The 16,246-nt window shown below is 31.2% G+C and carries 10 protein-coding genes; 9 read left to right on the forward strand and 1 reads right to left on the reverse strand.

Annotation, left to right across the window (positions count from 1 at the left end; translation table 11 throughout):
- The first annotated feature begins 26 nt into the window (after positions 1-26).
- Positions 27-1,148 carry a THUMP domain-containing class I SAM-dependent RNA methyltransferase gene (locus B8978_RS06300; RefSeq protein WP_084114794.1) on the forward strand — a complete coding sequence of 374 codons (1,122 nt, stop codon included), beginning with the start codon at positions 27-29 and terminating at the stop codon, positions 1,146-1,148.
- Positions 1,149-1,201: 53 nt separating this feature from the next.
- On the opposite strand, the gene B8978_RS06305 is transcribed toward B8978_RS06300, so the two are convergent.
- Positions 1,202-3,631 carry a glycogen/starch/alpha-glucan phosphorylase gene (locus tag B8978_RS06305; protein ID WP_084114795.1) on the reverse strand — a complete coding sequence of 810 codons (2,430 nt, stop codon included), beginning with the start codon at positions 3,629-3,631 and terminating at the stop codon, positions 1,202-1,204.
- A 306-nt stretch (positions 3,632-3,937) separates the two neighbouring features.
- Between B8978_RS06305 and B8978_RS06310 the strand changes: the two genes are divergently transcribed.
- From B8978_RS06310 to gltB, 8 genes are all read left to right on the forward strand, one after another.
- The gene (locus B8978_RS06310; RefSeq protein WP_084114796.1) at positions 3,938-4,141 is read left to right on the forward strand and encodes a cold-shock protein; all 204 of its coding nucleotides are present in this window, start codon (positions 3,938-3,940) and stop codon (positions 4,139-4,141) included.
- A 159-nt stretch (positions 4,142-4,300) separates the two neighbouring features.
- Positions 4,301-5,107, forward strand: coding sequence for an ABC transporter ATP-binding protein (locus B8978_RS06315; RefSeq protein ID WP_084114797.1), 807 nt, complete (start codon positions 4,301-4,303; stop codon positions 5,105-5,107).
- Positions 5,104-5,928, forward strand: coding sequence for an ABC transporter permease (locus B8978_RS06320; RefSeq protein WP_084114798.1), 825 nt, complete (start codon positions 5,104-5,106; stop codon positions 5,926-5,928). The genes B8978_RS06315 and B8978_RS06320 overlap by 4 nt, the downstream gene beginning before the upstream one ends.
- A gap of 11 nt (positions 5,929-5,939) precedes the next feature.
- Positions 5,940-6,767 carry an ABC transporter permease gene (locus B8978_RS06325; protein WP_084114799.1) on the forward strand — a complete coding sequence of 276 codons (828 nt, stop codon included), beginning with the start codon at positions 5,940-5,942 and terminating at the stop codon, positions 6,765-6,767.
- Between the two features lie 198 nt (positions 6,768-6,965).
- Positions 6,966-7,556 (forward strand): ECF transporter S component, encoded by a 591-nt coding sequence (locus B8978_RS06330; protein WP_084114800.1) that lies wholly within the window; start codon positions 6,966-6,968, stop codon positions 7,554-7,556.
- Positions 7,557-7,762: 206 nt separating this feature from the next.
- Complete coding sequence (locus tag B8978_RS06335) at positions 7,763-9,031, forward strand: replication-associated recombination protein A (RefSeq protein WP_084114801.1); 1,269 nt, start codon at positions 7,763-7,765, stop codon at positions 9,029-9,031.
- Between the two features lie 5 nt (positions 9,032-9,036).
- Positions 9,037-11,406, forward strand: a complete 2,370-nt coding sequence (locus tag B8978_RS06340; RefSeq protein WP_084114802.1) for an ATP-dependent DNA helicase — start codon at positions 9,037-9,039, stop codon at positions 11,404-11,406.
- A gap of 309 nt (positions 11,407-11,715) precedes the next feature.
- Complete coding sequence (gltB, locus tag B8978_RS06345) at positions 11,716-16,236, forward strand: glutamate synthase large subunit (RefSeq protein ID WP_084114803.1); 4,521 nt, start codon at positions 11,716-11,718, stop codon at positions 16,234-16,236.
- Positions 16,237-16,246: the final 10 nt, after the last annotated feature.

Raw genomic sequence — 16,246 nt, forward strand, 5'->3', positions numbered from 1 at the left:
ATTTTAAATGATAGGAGAAAATATATATGGATTACACTTTAATTGCAACCACTACTTTCGGAATTGAGGCCATTACTGGAAAAGAACTAAAAAGTCTTGGTTATGAAGATTTAAAGGTTGAGGACGGTAAGGTTACATTTTCTGGGGATGAGATGGATATTGCAATTGCAAATACATGGCTTAGAACAGCCGAGAGAATACTTATAAAATTAACTAGTTTTAAAGCAGAAAGTTTTGAAGAACTTTTCCAGGGAACTTTAGCAGTTCCCTTTGGAGATATAATACCAGTAAATGGTTTTATGCATGTGGTGGGGAAATCTGTAAAATCAAAACTGTTTAGTGTACCAGATTGCCAATCTATAGTTAAAAAAGCTGTTATTGAATCAATGAAAAAAAAGTACAAGCGAGATTTATTTCCAGAAGATGGACCTGAATATAAAATTGAAGTTGCTATATTAAAAGATGTGGTAACTCTTACAATTGATACATCAGGTGCAGGCCTTCATAAAAGGGGTTATAGAGAAAATTCAGGTGGAGCACCAATGAAGGAAACATTAGCAGCAGCACTTGTACTCATAAGTAAATGGAATCCATCTCATCAACTTGCAGATGTTTGCTGTGGATCAGGAACTATTGCAATTGAAGCTGCAATGATAGGAAAAAATATGGCACCAGGGCTTAATAGAAGTTTTGTATGTGAAACATGGCCGGGTGCAGATAAAAAAATGTGGGAACAAGTTAGAGAAGGAGCTAGAAAGGCAATAAATAAAGAAGAATTCAGAATATTGGCTTCTGATATTGATAGCTGGGTACTTAGAACAGCAAATGATAATGCAGCAAAAGCTGGTGTATCCCAATTTGTTTCTTTTCAAAGAATGCCGCTTAAGGAGTTTTCCTCAAAAAAGAAATTTGGATACATTATTTCAAATCCACCTTATGGAGAAAGACTTGGAGAAGCAAGAGAAGTTGATCAGATTTGTAAAGACTTTGGAAATTTGTATTCACATTTAGATAATTGGTCGGTTTTTGTAATAACACCACATAAGGATTTTCAACGATTGTTTGGTAAAAAATCAGACAAGAATAGAAAATTATACAATGGAAGAATACAATGTTATTATTATCAATATTTTCCTTCAGGTAAATAGTAGATAAAAAAATAGAAATAGTTCTGATTCGAGAACTATTTCTATTTTTTTATCTATATATTTATATCTACTTTTTTAGTTTTCCATATGTCTTTTGAATATTGTTCAATAGTATTATCACTAGAAAAAATACCGGAATGAGCAATATTTGAAATTGACATTTGCATCCAGGTTGCTCTATCCTTATACAATTTATCAATTCTGTTTTGAGCTTGCACGTAAGAATCAAAATCTTTTAATACGAAGTATTCATCATTATTTGCTATTAAATATTTGTGAATATCAGCAAATTCTGATGGAGGAACATTTAAAGAACCATTCACTAAATTATCAATTATTCTTTTTAGCCTGCTATCAGAATTGTAATAGTCAGAAGAATGATAAGTCTTATTTTTCTCAAGTGACATAACTTCATCCTTCTCCATTCCAAATATAACAATATTATCATTGCCAACAGCATCTTTCATTTCAACATTTGCACCATCAAGAGTAGCTATAGTAATGGCACCATTCATCATAAATTTCATATTCCCAGTTCCAGAAGCTTCTTTTGTTGTAGTGGATATTTGCTCACTTACATCTGCACAAGGAATAATTTTTTCTGCAAGAGACACGGAATAATTTTCAAGAAACAAAATTTTAATTTTATTATTTATGGACGAATCATTGTTGATTTTAGCTGCTACGGTGTTTATTAATTTGATTGTTTGCTTAGCTAGATAATATCCAGGTGCTGCTTTTGCTCCAAAAAAATATGTTCTTGGAGTTATTTCTAAATTAGGATTATCTTTAAGCCTATAGTATAAATCTAAAATTCCAAAAATGTTTAAAACTTGACGTTTATAGGCATGCAGTCTTTTAACTTGTACGTCAAATATTGAATTAGGATCAATAACTATTCCATAATGATCTTTTACGTGTTTTGCAAAATCCATCTTATTGTTTTGCTTTATATCATAAATTTTCTTTTGAAAAACAGGGTTTTTTGAATATGGAAGAATATCTATTAATTTATTTGGATTATGAATCCAATCATTGCCTATTGTTTCGGTGATTAGGTTTGACAACTTAGGATTTGACTTAATAAGCCACCTTCTATGGGTTATACCGTTTGTTTTATTATTAAACTTATCTGGATAAAAATCATAAAAGTTAGAGAGCTCTCTATTTTTAAGTATTTCTGTATGAAGCCTAGCGACTCCGTTAACAGAGTGACTTCCTACAATTGCAAGATAGGCCATTTTAATATTTCCATTCGAAATAATAGCCATGTCATGTACTTTTTGTAAATCATTATATTTTTCATTAACTTCGTTACAAAATCTTTTATCTATCTCTTCAATAATCATAAAGGTTCTTGGAAGAAGTTTTTTAAACATTTCTATAGGCCATTTTTCTAGAGCTTCATTCATTATAGTATGATTGGTATAAGCAATTGTATTTGTAGTGATTTTCCAAGCTTCATCCCAGCTCATACCTTCTTCATCAAGAAGTAATCTCATGAGTTCTGCAACGGCTATTGATGGGTGTGTGTCATTTATATGAATCGCAATAAATTCATCAAATCTTGACATGGGCAGATTACCTTTTTTATATCTTCTTATTATGCTTTGTATTCCGGCACTTACAAAAAAATACTGTTGCTTTAATCTTAAAATTTTACCATCGACTCTAGTATCATCAGGATATAAAACTTGAGAAATTGACTGAACTGAATATTTGTGTTCTACAGCTTTAGTATAATCACCTCTGCTAAAAGACTCCAGGTCGAAGTCTTTATCTATGGTTTCAGCGCTCCAAAGTCTTAATGTATTTACTGTATTATTTTTATATCCAATAATAGGAGTATCGTATGGAATAGCTAAGACAGCTTCGTAATCTTGGTAATTAAAAGAGAGTCTGTTATTTTCAAAAGTTGGAATAACCTTTCCGCCAAATTTCACTACTATGGCTTTGTCCTCTTTTTTTACTTCCCAAACATTACCGTTTTTTAGCCAATTATCGGGGATTTCAACTTGATATCCATCAACTATTCTTTGCTCAAACAGTCCATAATCGTATCTAATACCACAACCATGTCCAGGAATGCCAATTGAAGCCATGGAATCTAAAAAACATGCAGCAAGCCTTCCAAGACCACCATTACCAAGGCCAGCATCATTCTCCACTTCTTCAATTTCATGCAAATCAATACCTAAATCTTTTAGTGCATCTTTGCATAAGCTCGTTATACCTAGGTTCAATAAATTACTTCCAAGAAGTCTTCCAATAAGAAATTCCATAGAAAAATAGTATACTTGTTTAACATGTCGCTTATTGTATTGGATATTTGTATCCATCCACTTTTCAGAGGCATATTCTTTTACTAGGGCTCCTAAAGCGAGATATTGATGTAATTTCGAAGAGTCCGGAATACTTTCAGCGTAGAGGTTCATGAGTTTTTTCTTAAAATCTGATTTAAGTCTTTCCTTTGTTAAATTCATAGTGTTACCTCCTGTTATATCACATAGTATTGGCTTTTATAATAACTATTTTGCATAAATTAAAAATAGTTTTAATTATCAAACTATTCCTAAATAAATTTTACAACTTATGTATTATTTAGTCAATAAATTATAAAAATATGAAAAATTGATTGGATTATTGTAAAGAATTATAATGTGAATGTTTTATAGCATTTTGAAAATAATATAAATGTAAAAACAAATTTGAGAAGGGAGGCAGTCATAGTGTGGTGATTTCTAAATGTAAATTTTAATCAGAAGGAACTGTACGATGATGCAAACAAAATGAAATTAGGAACAGTAAAGTGGTTTAATGATGAAAAAGGGTTTGGATTCATTTCAGTTGAAGGAGAAGATGATGTTTTTGTCCATTACTCAGCAATAAAGGAGGATGGGAAGAGAAAAGATTTAAGTCAAGGTCAAGAAGTAAAATTTGATGTGGTTGATGGACCTAAGGGACCACAAGCATCAAATGTTCAGAAAATGTAGTAAAAGAAGTGTGCCATAATGCAAATGTGTAGTATGGCACATTTCTTTTACTGACTTTGATCTATAGATAGAGAAAATATGTAAAATATATTTACAACGTAACAATGTTATGTTACGCTATGTTTATAACAAAAATTATAATTTGAGGGGGTTAACCATATGGACATGGCTATTGAAGTTAAGGAGCTAAAAAAATATTTTATATCTAAAAAAAGAAAGATGTTTAGAGTAGTTGAAAAAAGTGAATTTAAAGCAGTAGATGGGGTAAGCTTTGAGATTAAAAAAGGAGAGGTTTTTGGTCTTTTAGGACCTAATGGGGCAGGAAAAACTACTACAATAAAGATGATAACGGGACTTTTAAGGCCTACAAGCGGTTATGTGAAAGTTAATGGATTAGATGTTGATAAAAATCCTATGGAAGCATTAAAAAACATAGGCACTGTTTTAGCTGGAGATAGAAGTATATATTGGAAGCTTACAGGTAGAGAAAATCTTGAATATTTTGCAGCCTTATATGGTTGTAACAGAAAAGAGGCAAAGCGTAGAGCAGAAAAACTTATTAGAAGGCTTGGACTCTCGGGAAAAGCTGATGAATTAGTAGAGAAGTATTCTACAGGAATGAAGCAAAAAGTAGCTCTTGGTAAGGCATTGATTCCAGAAGCACCAGTAGTTCTTTTAGATGAACCAACACTTGGGCTTGATCCAAATTCTGCACGTGATTTAAGAGAAATAATACTTGATATAAAAACTGAAGGAAGAGCGGTTCTACTTACAACTCATTATATGGAAGAAGCTGATTTTTTGTGTGATAGAATTGCAATAGTAGATACAGGAAAAATCATAGCTTTAGATACACCTGAAAATTTAAAAGATAGTATTAGAAGTGTAGAAAATCCTGCACCTTCGTTAGAGGATGTATTCATAAGGCTCACAGGTAAAAAACTCAAAGATGAGGTGAGTGCATGAATAGAATTAGAACAATAAGTACTATAGCTAAAAAAGACCTTTCACAGTATTTAAGATATCCTTCTTGGTTACTTCAATTATTAATTTGGCCAGCAATGTTTCCATTAATGTATATTTTAAGTGCTTATGGTATGGCTGGAACTAGTAATCAAGGTTTATCAGCATATAAAAGTGCCACAGGAACAAATGATTTTATTGGGTTTATAGTTATTGGAACAATGATATACATGTGGGCAAATATGACTATGTGGTCCTTTGGAACTTATTTAAGGGATGAACAAAATAGGGGAACCTTAGAATCAAATTGGCTTTGTCCAATTCATAAATTCGATATATTAATAGGCGGTTCAGTAGTAAGTATAGTCCAAGGAATAATATCAATAATCGTATCTATGCTAGAGTATCGATTTATTTTTGGAGTACATTTTACAGGTAATGTACTTGTTTGGTGTGTAGTTTTTATAGTGCTTATGCCAGGTGTTTATGGGTTAAGTTCCATATTTGCAAGTCTTGTTCTCTGGGTTAAAGAAACAAATTCTATGGTTCAATTGGTTAGAGGATTAATAATGATACTTTGTGGAATTAGTTTTCCAATAAGTGTTATGCCAACTTGGATGCAGTCAGCAGCTAAATTTTTACCTTTTACTTTTGGAATATCTGCTAGTAGAACTATAATGCTAAACGGGGGAACACTACTAAAAGCTTTACCAGATATAAGCTTATGTCTTTTTGAAGGAATTATATATCTTATAATTGGACGAATCTGTTTTATGCTTATAAATAGAAAAGTTAGAATGACAGGTTCATTAGATAATTTTTAGGGGGGAAAATAATGAATATAGAAAGAAACTTAATAGCTGCAAGAGCTAGATTTATGTTAAGCTTAAAGATGTATTTTAGATATCCATTAAACATTTTGCAAGTAATTGTAGACCCTATAATATGGTTAACACCTTTTTATTTTATGGGAAAAGCTTTTTCTTTAAATGGCAAAATAAGTGGATTCGCTAGTTACATGGGAAATTCTGATTATATTGGTTTTTTAGTAATTGGTTATATGGTATCAGCATATGTTAATGTAACTTTTTGGAACATTGGATTTTCACTTAAAGATGAAATGATGCAGGGAGTGCTTGAGTCAAACTGGAGCGCACCAGTGAATAGAATAAATCTTTTACTCAGCAGGTCTATATTCTCCTTTGTATCTGTAACTGTAGAAAACATCATTACAGGTGTTGTGTCACATTTCGCTTTTGGATTTAATATAACTCCTAATTTATTTAAAGTTATGATATTTTTATTACCAGGTATTGCTGCTATGCTTGGATTTGGGCTGATGATAGCTTCTTTAGTTCTTTTAGCTAAGCAGGCAAATGGAATAATTGATATAACTAGTGCATTTTTGAGCGCAGTATCAGGAGGGTATTTTCCTCTTAAAGTAATGCCAAGGGCCTTAGTTATGTTAGCATGTATTTTTCCGTTAACCTACATTAATGATTCAGCAAGAAATATTTTAATAAATCAAGCTTCTATAATGCCATTAGAATATGAATTACTATTTACATTGATTTTAATGGTAGTATTTTGTGTTATTGGAAGTATGGTATTTGCTAAGGTTGAAAGAAAATGCAGAGAAACAGGAAATGTAAGTGGACATTAATGATGGATATATTATTTTGTACAAAGGTATGTTATCTTTGCCAAAACTATTTCAATTTTATTATACCCGTGGTAAAATAGCCTAGGAAATTATAATAATATTATTCGACTTGTATCCTTAGGCATATTAAAAAATAGCATGGCAGTATGTTAAGTCTATTTTTCAAATGCCAACGGAATGAGAATGGAGGAAGAAAAATTGAAAAATGAAAATTTATCACGTAAAAAAATTGGTGTTAGGCAGCTTACGGTTATAGGAATGCTTTCAGGTATATCCATTATGCTTGGAATAACTGGTTGGGGTTACATTAAGCTTCCAATACTTCAAGCCACAATAATGCATGTACCTGTAATTATTGGTGCAATAATTGAAGGGCCAATAGTTGGAATGTGCATAGGACTAATTTTTGGAGTATCAAGTATAATACAAAATATGACGACACCAACACTTTTATCATTTGCACTTATAAATCCATTAGTGTCGGTATTTCCTAGAATATTAATTGGTATCATTTCATATTTTGCGTACAAATTAATACCTATAAAAAATGAGACTGTAAAAACTGCTGTTGGAGCTGCAATGGGTTCAATTACTAACACAGTTGGTGTACTTGGGATGATATATATCTTGTACTTGCAGCAATATGCAACGCGTATGAAGATTAGTTCTTCTGCAGCTGGAAAGGGAATTTTGGCTGTAGCACTTACTAATGGACTTCCAGAGGCATTTGCTGCGGTAATTATAACAGTACCAATAGTTATTGCTGTTAAAAAAGTAAGAAGAAATTAAAATTAAGATGTCTTAAAATTGTTAAAATAATTTTGGGACATCTTTTTATTTAAGTCAACAATGTAAGGAAATTGCAAAGCAAAGACTAAAGAATTTTACTGGTAAGAACAACGTTTAATTCAGCAATCTAATATTGTATAATATATGTTATAGTATAAATTAAATGAGTCTTATATATGAAAGCTAATACAAGGAGGTAACCCAATTTGGATTTATTTACTATGGCTATGGATAAAAATCCAGCCAATAAACCTCTTGCAGAGAGAATGAGACCAAGGAATTTAGATGAATTTTATGGTCAAGAAAAAATAATAGGAAAAGAAAGATTACTTAGAAGATTAATTGAAACTGATAATCTTACGTCAATAATATTATATGGACCTCCAGGAGTAGGAAAAACAACTTTAGCTACTATAATATCTAAAGAAACAAAATGTGAATTCGTAAAAATAAATGCTACTACTATTGGAGTAAAAGATATAAAAGAATGCATAAATAAAGCAGACGAATTAATAAAATTGTACGGAAAGAGGACGATTTTTTTTATTGACGAAATCCATGCTTTAAAAAGAGGTGCACAGCAAGATGTACTTCTAAATGCAGTAGAAAAGGGAACAGTTATATTAATTGGTGCAACTACGGAAAATCCATATTTTGAAATAAACGGAGCACTTTTAAGTAGATCTAAAATATTTCAACTAGAACACCTATCTGAAGATGAAATCATTAATATTTTAAAAAACATAATTAATGATTCAGAAAGAGGGTATGGATTTTTAAAAATAGATATAGAACCCAATGCATTTAAATATATAGCAGATCTCTCTAATGGAGATGCAAGAAGTGCCATAAACGCTTTGGAACTTGCAGTGTTGTCTACTAATAAAAATAATGAAGGAAAAATTATTATAAATGAGGAAATAGCACAGGAATGTATGCAAAAAAGAGTAATAAATTATGATAAAACTGGTGATAATCATTATGATATGGCATCGGCATTTATTAAGAGCATGAGGGGATCAGATCCGGATGCTGCATTATATTGGTTTGCAAGAATGATTTTAGGCGGAGAAGATCCAAAATTTATTGTAAGAAGGATTATTGTTCATGCGTCAGAAGATGTAGGAATGGCAGATCCGAGGGCTATGCTTATAGCTCATGCAGCATGGAATGCGTTACAGACTATAGGAATGCCTGAGGCAAGAATTCCTATAGCAGAAGCAATAATATACATTAGCAAAGCAAAAAAGAGCAATGCTGTTATATGCGCTGTTGATGCTGCCTTTGAAGATGCTAAAAATCAGCAATATAGAGTTCCCATTCATTTAAGAGATGCTCACTACAAGGGCGCAAAAAATCTAGAAAATGGAGTTAGCTATAAATATCCACATAATTATCCTGGGCACTATGTTGAGCAGCAGTATTTTCCCAGTGAGATTAAAAACAAAAAATACTATGAAGAAGATCAGGATTAAAAATTATGGGAATTTCAAATAAAATAAAAATATCCGTTAGGGATTTAATTGAACTGGTTTTAAGATATGGAGATTTAGTTTCAAGTTTTTCGGGTACTAATAGAAATGTTGAGGCCATTAAAGCTCATCAGAAGATTCAAAAGAATTCAAAAGAAAATTATACAAGTGAAGTAAGCATATCTCATACTGTAATAAAAGATAATATTGAAATAGAAATAAATGGTAGAATCGATGGCGTAATAACAAAGGATTCTGATGTAATAATAGATGAAATAAAAACAACAACTAACGATTTGGAAAATATAGACGAAGAATATAATCTGCTTCACTGGGCACAGGTGAATTGTTACGCTTACTTTTATTGTTTAAATTTTGAAAGACATAGTATTTTCACTAGATTATCCTATTATCAAATGGATAGTGGAGATATAAAGTATTTCTCAAAACAGAACACAATACTAGAACTTAAAAACTTTTTTGATGATATTATAGATAAATTTATCTACTTAGCAAAATTTAAAAACAAATTACATATAGAAAGGAATTTATCTATAGAAAAGTTGAAGTTTCCATACAATAACTACAGAAAAGGACAAAGGGAATTCTCAGTAGCTGTTTATAGAACAATTATGGAAAACAGAAAATTATTTGTAAAGGCACCAACAGGAATAGGAAAAACCATGGGTGTTATTTTTCCTTCTATTAAGGCATTGAAGGAAGGGCTAATATCAAAAATTTTTTATACAACAGCAAAAACAACAACTGCTAATGAAGCAAAAAAAGCGTTAGATGTTTTAAAGCATAATGGACTTAAGTTAAAAGCTGTGTTTGTAACTGCTAAAGACAAGGTATGCTTTAAAGAGGAAACAAACTGTGATCCAGAGGTTTGTCAGTATGCAAAAGGTCATTTTAATAGAATAAATGAAGCTGTAGTAAGTATTTTGGATGAAGATTTGCTTACAAAGGAGATAATTCAAAAATACGCTAAGCAGCACAAGGTTTGTCCATTCGAATTTTCATTAGACCTAACTAATTGGTGTGATGTTGTTGTATGCGACTATAATTATATTTTTGACCCAAGGGTATATTTAAGAAGGTTTTTTATGGAGGATGGAGGTGATTATGCTTTACTTATAGATGAAGCGCATAATTTAATTGACAGATCACGTGAAATGTATTCAGCTGAACTCTATAAAAAGGAAATTTTAAATCTTAAAAATATGACAAAAGAAAATTTTAAAGCATTAAGTAAAGCGTTAAATAAAATAAATTCTACTATGATAAAAATGAGAAATGCGTGTACGGACCAAAAGGTGGATTTTATTACTGAAAAAACTCCACCTAAAGAAATAATTAAACCTTTAAATAATTTTCTAAAAGAAGCAGAAAAACATTTTCAAGTTGATGAAGAATCAGAGATAGATGAAAATATACTTGACTTTTACTTTAAAGCTACAGCTTTTGTTAGAACTTATGAGTATTTTGATGAAAAGTATGTAACTTATACAGAGAATAATTTTGATGATTTAAAGTTAAAAATATTTTGTATTGATCCCTCTGTAAGGCTTAGTGAATTTTTAAAAAAAGTAAAATCAGCAGTATTTTTTTCAGCAACACTAACACCCATGGACTATTTTATGAAATTATTAGGTGGAAATGACGAATCATACAAAGCAAACTTTGAGTCCCCTTTCGATAATAACAATCTATGTTTATTATTAGATGACAATATATCTACAAAATATTTAGAGAGAAAGAATTCCTATAAAAAAATAGCAGAAACGATACATAGATGCATTAGCAAAAAAACAGGAAATTATATTGTGTTTTTTCCGTCTTATGAATACATGAATAATGTATTAGAAATATTTAAACATAAAGCTGAACATATAAAAATTATTAACCAAAAAAGTAACATGGATGAAGTAGATAAAGGGCAGTTTATAAAGGCATTTTCTGAGAAAAATAAAGAAACTCTTCTAGGATTTGCTGTTTTAGGAGGAGCATTTAGTGAAGGTCTTGATTTGGCTGGTGAGAAATTAATAGGTGTATTTATTATTGGGGTAGGATTACCTAAAATTAGTTTAGAAAATAATATAATCAAAGAACATTTTAGTGGAAATAATAAAGAAGGATTTTTATATGCATATGTATACCCAGGTATGAACAAAGTTCTTCAAGCAGCCGGAAGAGTAATTAGAACGGAAAGTGATAGGGGATTTGTAGTACTTATGGACAAAAGATACAGGGAAAGGCAATATAAAAATATTATGCCTGTGGGATGGAGTGATATTAAAAGAATAAATATTCCAAATAAAAATGATGAATGTATAATTTCCGATTTTTGGCATAATCACCATGATGTGAATAATTAAAAACTATACATTGCATTAATTACAATGAGTTTGTTAATAGATTTTTATATTTAGGCACTGTAAAATAAATAATAATAATAATTTACATAAATAAATATTAATATTGAAAATTGCAAGTTTTAAGTTGAAAAGCGTCAAAAATACACTTATAATATATAATAATAATATTTTGTTAAAATACATTGAAATATAAATATCAATTTATATACATTAAAATTTATATTTATGAATTAACTACAGATTATAAAACGTTATATAAGTACGTTTTCATGTGATCTACAGATAATTTAAATATTAGGGGGGTAAAAAATGAGTATGAGTAACGGTTATCCAAAATGCCAAGGTCTATATGATCCGCAAACGGAAAAAGACAACTGTGGTATTGGTGTTATAGCAAACATTAAGGGAGAGAAGTCACACGATATAGTTAAGAAGGGAATAGAAATATTAATTAACTTAACACATAGAGGTGGAGTTGGTTCAGATACTAAAACTGGTGATGGTGCAGGAATTATGCTGCAAATACCACATGAATTTTTTAGTATAACGTGCGATAATTTGGGGATAGATCTACCTAAGAGTGGTAAATACGGTGTTGGCATGATATTTTTGCCAAGAGAAACTACTATAACTAGTCAATGTGAAGGAATAGTTGAGAGGGTTGTTAGTGAAGAAAATCAAAAATTATTAGGTTGGAGAGACGTTCCAAGAGATAGCAGACTAATTGGTGAAACGGCTAAGGGCACAGAACCTGTAATAAAACAAATTTTTATAGGAAGCAATTGTGATACTGAGGAAGAGTTTGAAAAAAGACTATACATCATAAGAAAAAGGACAGAAAGTGAAGTTAAAAAATTATTAGATAAAGATGCAGAAGGATTTTATATTTGCAGTCTCTCTAGTAAAAAAATAGTTTATAAGGGATTATTATTGCCGGACCAAATAAAAAGTTATTACATGGATTTAAATGATATTAACTTTAAAAGTGCAATTGCTGTTGTTCATCAAAGATATAGTACGAATACATTTCCTACTTGGGATTTAGCTCAGCCATTTAGATATTTAGCACATAACGGAGAGATAAACACTATTAGAGGAAATAGAAATTGGATGAATGCTAGAGAAGGAAGTCTTGAATCAAAAGTATTTGGAGATGAAATTGAGAAAGTTTTCCCAGTTGTAAATCCAGATGGAAGTGATTCTGCATCTTTAGACAATATGTTTGAACTTTTAGTTATGGATGGAAGAAGTCCAGCCCATGCAATGATGATGCTTATTCCAGAAGCTTGGGAATTAAATGAAGAAATGGAAGCGGGAAAAAGAGCATTTTATGAATATCATGGATCATTAATAGAACCATGGGATGGTCCAGCAGCAGTTACTTTTACAGACGGAACTCAAGTTGGTGCAGTGTTAGATAGAAATGGTTTAAGACCAGCAAGATATGTAATAACAAAAAAAGGAATGGTTGTACTTTCTTCAGAAGCAGGTGTATTAGATTTTGCACCAGAAGAGATTGAGAAAAAAGGAAGATTAGAACCAGGAAAGATATTCCTTATTGATACAAAAGTGGGTAGAATCATTAGTGATGATGAAGTTAAAAAAGAAATATGTAATAGTTATAACTACAAATTAGCATTAGATGATAGTAAATTTGTGTTGAGTGATTTTAAGGGAACAGAAGAAGATACAACAATAATACCTGAAATATTGAAGGAAAGGCAACAAGCATTTGGTTATACTCTTGAGGATTTGAAAATAATATTAAAAGCTATGGCTAGTACAGGAAAGGAACCATTAGGTTCCATGGGAAATGATGCTCCACTAGCAGTTTTATCAAATAGACCACAAAATTTATTTGCATATTTTAAGCAACTTTTTGCACAAGTTACAAATCCACCAATTGATCCAATTAGAGAAGAAATGGTAACTTCATTAATTAATTATATCGGGGCTCAAGGAAATATATTAAATAAAGAAGTTTTAGAAAATCCATTTATTGAAATATCTTCACCTATTTTAAGTGACTTAGACATGTCAAAAATAAAAAGATTAAGTAATAAGGATTTTAAAACTACAACTATTCCAATAACTTTTAAATATGATACAGGAGTTGAAGGGTTTGAGGAGGCACTTGAAAAAATATGTGAAAGAGCTTCAAAAAGAGTTAATGAAGGCTACAATATAATTGTATTAAGTGATAGATTTGGCGATTCTTATGAAGCAGCTATTCCAAGCCTTTTAGCCGTAGCAGCTGTTCACCACCATTTAATCAGAGAAAAGACACGTACAAAAGTTTCTCTTATAATTGAAACTGGTGAAGCAAGGGAAACTATGCATATGGCATTACTTCTTGGCTATGGTGCTACAGCTGTAAATCCATATATTGCATATAAATCTATAAAACAACTTGTAAATGAAGGCGAAATCAAAAAACTATCTTATGATGAAGCTATATATAATTATATAGATGCAATTAATCATGGGTTATTAAAGATACTTTCTAAAATGGGAATATCAACTCTTAGAAGTTATCACGGAGCGCAGATATTTGAAGCCGTTGGCTTAAAGACTGAATTTATTAATAAGCATTTTACAGGAACTCCATCAAGAATTGAGGGCATAGGAATTGAAACAATTGCTGAAGAAGTTCTTATAAGACATAAAAATGCCTTTAATAAAATAAGAAAACCAGTTTCTGAGCTTGATGTTGGTGGAAATTATGCTTGGAGAAAAGATGGTGAATTCCATCTATTTAATCCCGATACTATATATAAACTTCAAGTTTCCGCAAGAATGAATAACTATGGAATGTTTAAGGAGTATTCTGGACTTATTAATAATCAAGATAAACATCTTTGCACAATAAGAAGTATGTTTGAGCTTAAAACAGAAAATGAAATTCCAATAAGCGAAGTAGAACCTGTAAGTGAAATACTTAAAAGATTTTGTGCTGGAGCAATGTCTTTTGGTTCAATTAGTAAAGAAGCACATGAAACTATTGCCATTGCTATGAATAGAATTGGTGGAAAGAGTAATAGTGGAGAAGGTGGAGAGGATCCAAAAAGATACAAGAAATCAGCAAATGGTGATTGGAAAAGAAGTGCCATAAAACAAGTTGCGTCTGCTCGTTTTGGAGTAAATGCTGAATATCTTATAAATGCAGATGAAATACAAATAAAAATGGCTCAAGGTGCAAAGCCAGGAGAAGGCGGACAACTTCCAGGTAAAAAAGTAGACCCAGCTATAGCTAAGGTTAGACATTCAACACCTGGAATAGATTTAATATCACCACCACCTCATCACGATATATATTCTATCGAGGATTTAGCACAATTAATATATGACTTAAAGTGTACTAACCCTGATGCTAGAATTAATGTTAAGTTAGTATCAGAGGTAGGTGTAGGGACAGTTGCAGCAGGAGTTTCAAAGGCTCATGCAGATGCAATTTTAATTAGCGGACATGATGGAGGTACAGGAGCTTCACCTGTTTCATCAATAAAGCATGCAGGACTTCCATGGGAGATTGGTTTAGCAGAAGCTCAACAAGTACTTTTATTAAATGATTTAAGAAGTAGAGTTGTTCTTCAAACAGACGGTCAGTTAAAGACTGGAAGAGATATAGTTATAGCAGCACTTCTAGGAGCAGAAGAGTATGTATTTGCTACAACACTTTTAGTAGTACTTGGATGTACAATGCTTAGAAATTGTCATTCTAATACATGTGAAATGGGTATTGCAACTCAAGACCCAGAACTTAGAAAAAATTTCAAAGGAAAACCAGATTATGTTGTAAATTTCTTGACTTTCTTAGCAATGGAAGTTAGAGAGTATATGGCAAAATTAGGGTTTAGAACAATCAATGAAATGATTGGAAGAGTAGATAAAATAAAGGTTAAAGATGGAAATAATCATTGGAAAGCAAAAGGAATAGACCTTTCAAAAATATTGTATAAACCAGATATGCCAAGTAGAATTAAACCATATTGCACTAAAAAGCAAGAACATGGTATAAAAACTTCTATGGATTATAAGTTGATTAAAATATCACAAAATGCATTGTATGATGGAAAAAATGTTCAGGCTGATTTTGAAATCAAAAATGTTGACAGGGCTGTAGGAGCAATGTTAAGTGGAAAAATAGCAAAAATTTATGGTAATGCTGGTTTAAAAGAGGATACTATTTGTTTTAATTTTAAAGGTTCAGCTGGACAAAGTTTTGGTGCCTTTGGAGCTCGTGGATTAACACTTTCATTAGAAGGTGAAGCAAATGACTACGTAGGAAAAGGACTATCTGGAGCAAAAATAATAATTAAAACACCTAAGGAAGCATCTTTTAAGCAAGATGAAAATGTAATTGCTGGAAATACTATATTATATGGTGCAACAGAAGGAAGTCTTTACATCAATGGAAAAGTTGGAGAAAGGTTTGCAGTTAGAAACAGTGGAGCTTCAGCTGTAGTAGAAGGTGTTGGAGATCATTGCTGTGAATATATGACAGGCGGAACTGTGGTTGTTATAGGTAAGTATGGAAGAAATTTAGCGGCTGGTATGAGTGGGGGAACTGCTTATATAATTGATGAGGAAGATAATATTTACAATACAATCAAAAACAGTGATATAGATATAGATGAACTAAATGAAGAAGATTCAGAGATAGTGTATAACATGATAAGCAATCATTATAAATACACTGGAAGTAAAAAAGCAGAGAAATTACTTAAAAACTGGGATAATTCATTAAAACTCTTCAAAAAAATAATCCCAACTGCTTATAAATTGATTTTAGAAGAAAATAAAGATGTAGCTTCTGAATTAAGAGCATAGGGGGTAGAAA

This window comes from Clostridium acidisoli DSM 12555, assembly GCF_900176305.1.
GTDB lineage: Bacteria > Bacillota > Clostridia > Clostridiales > Clostridiaceae > Clostridium_I > Clostridium_I acidisoli.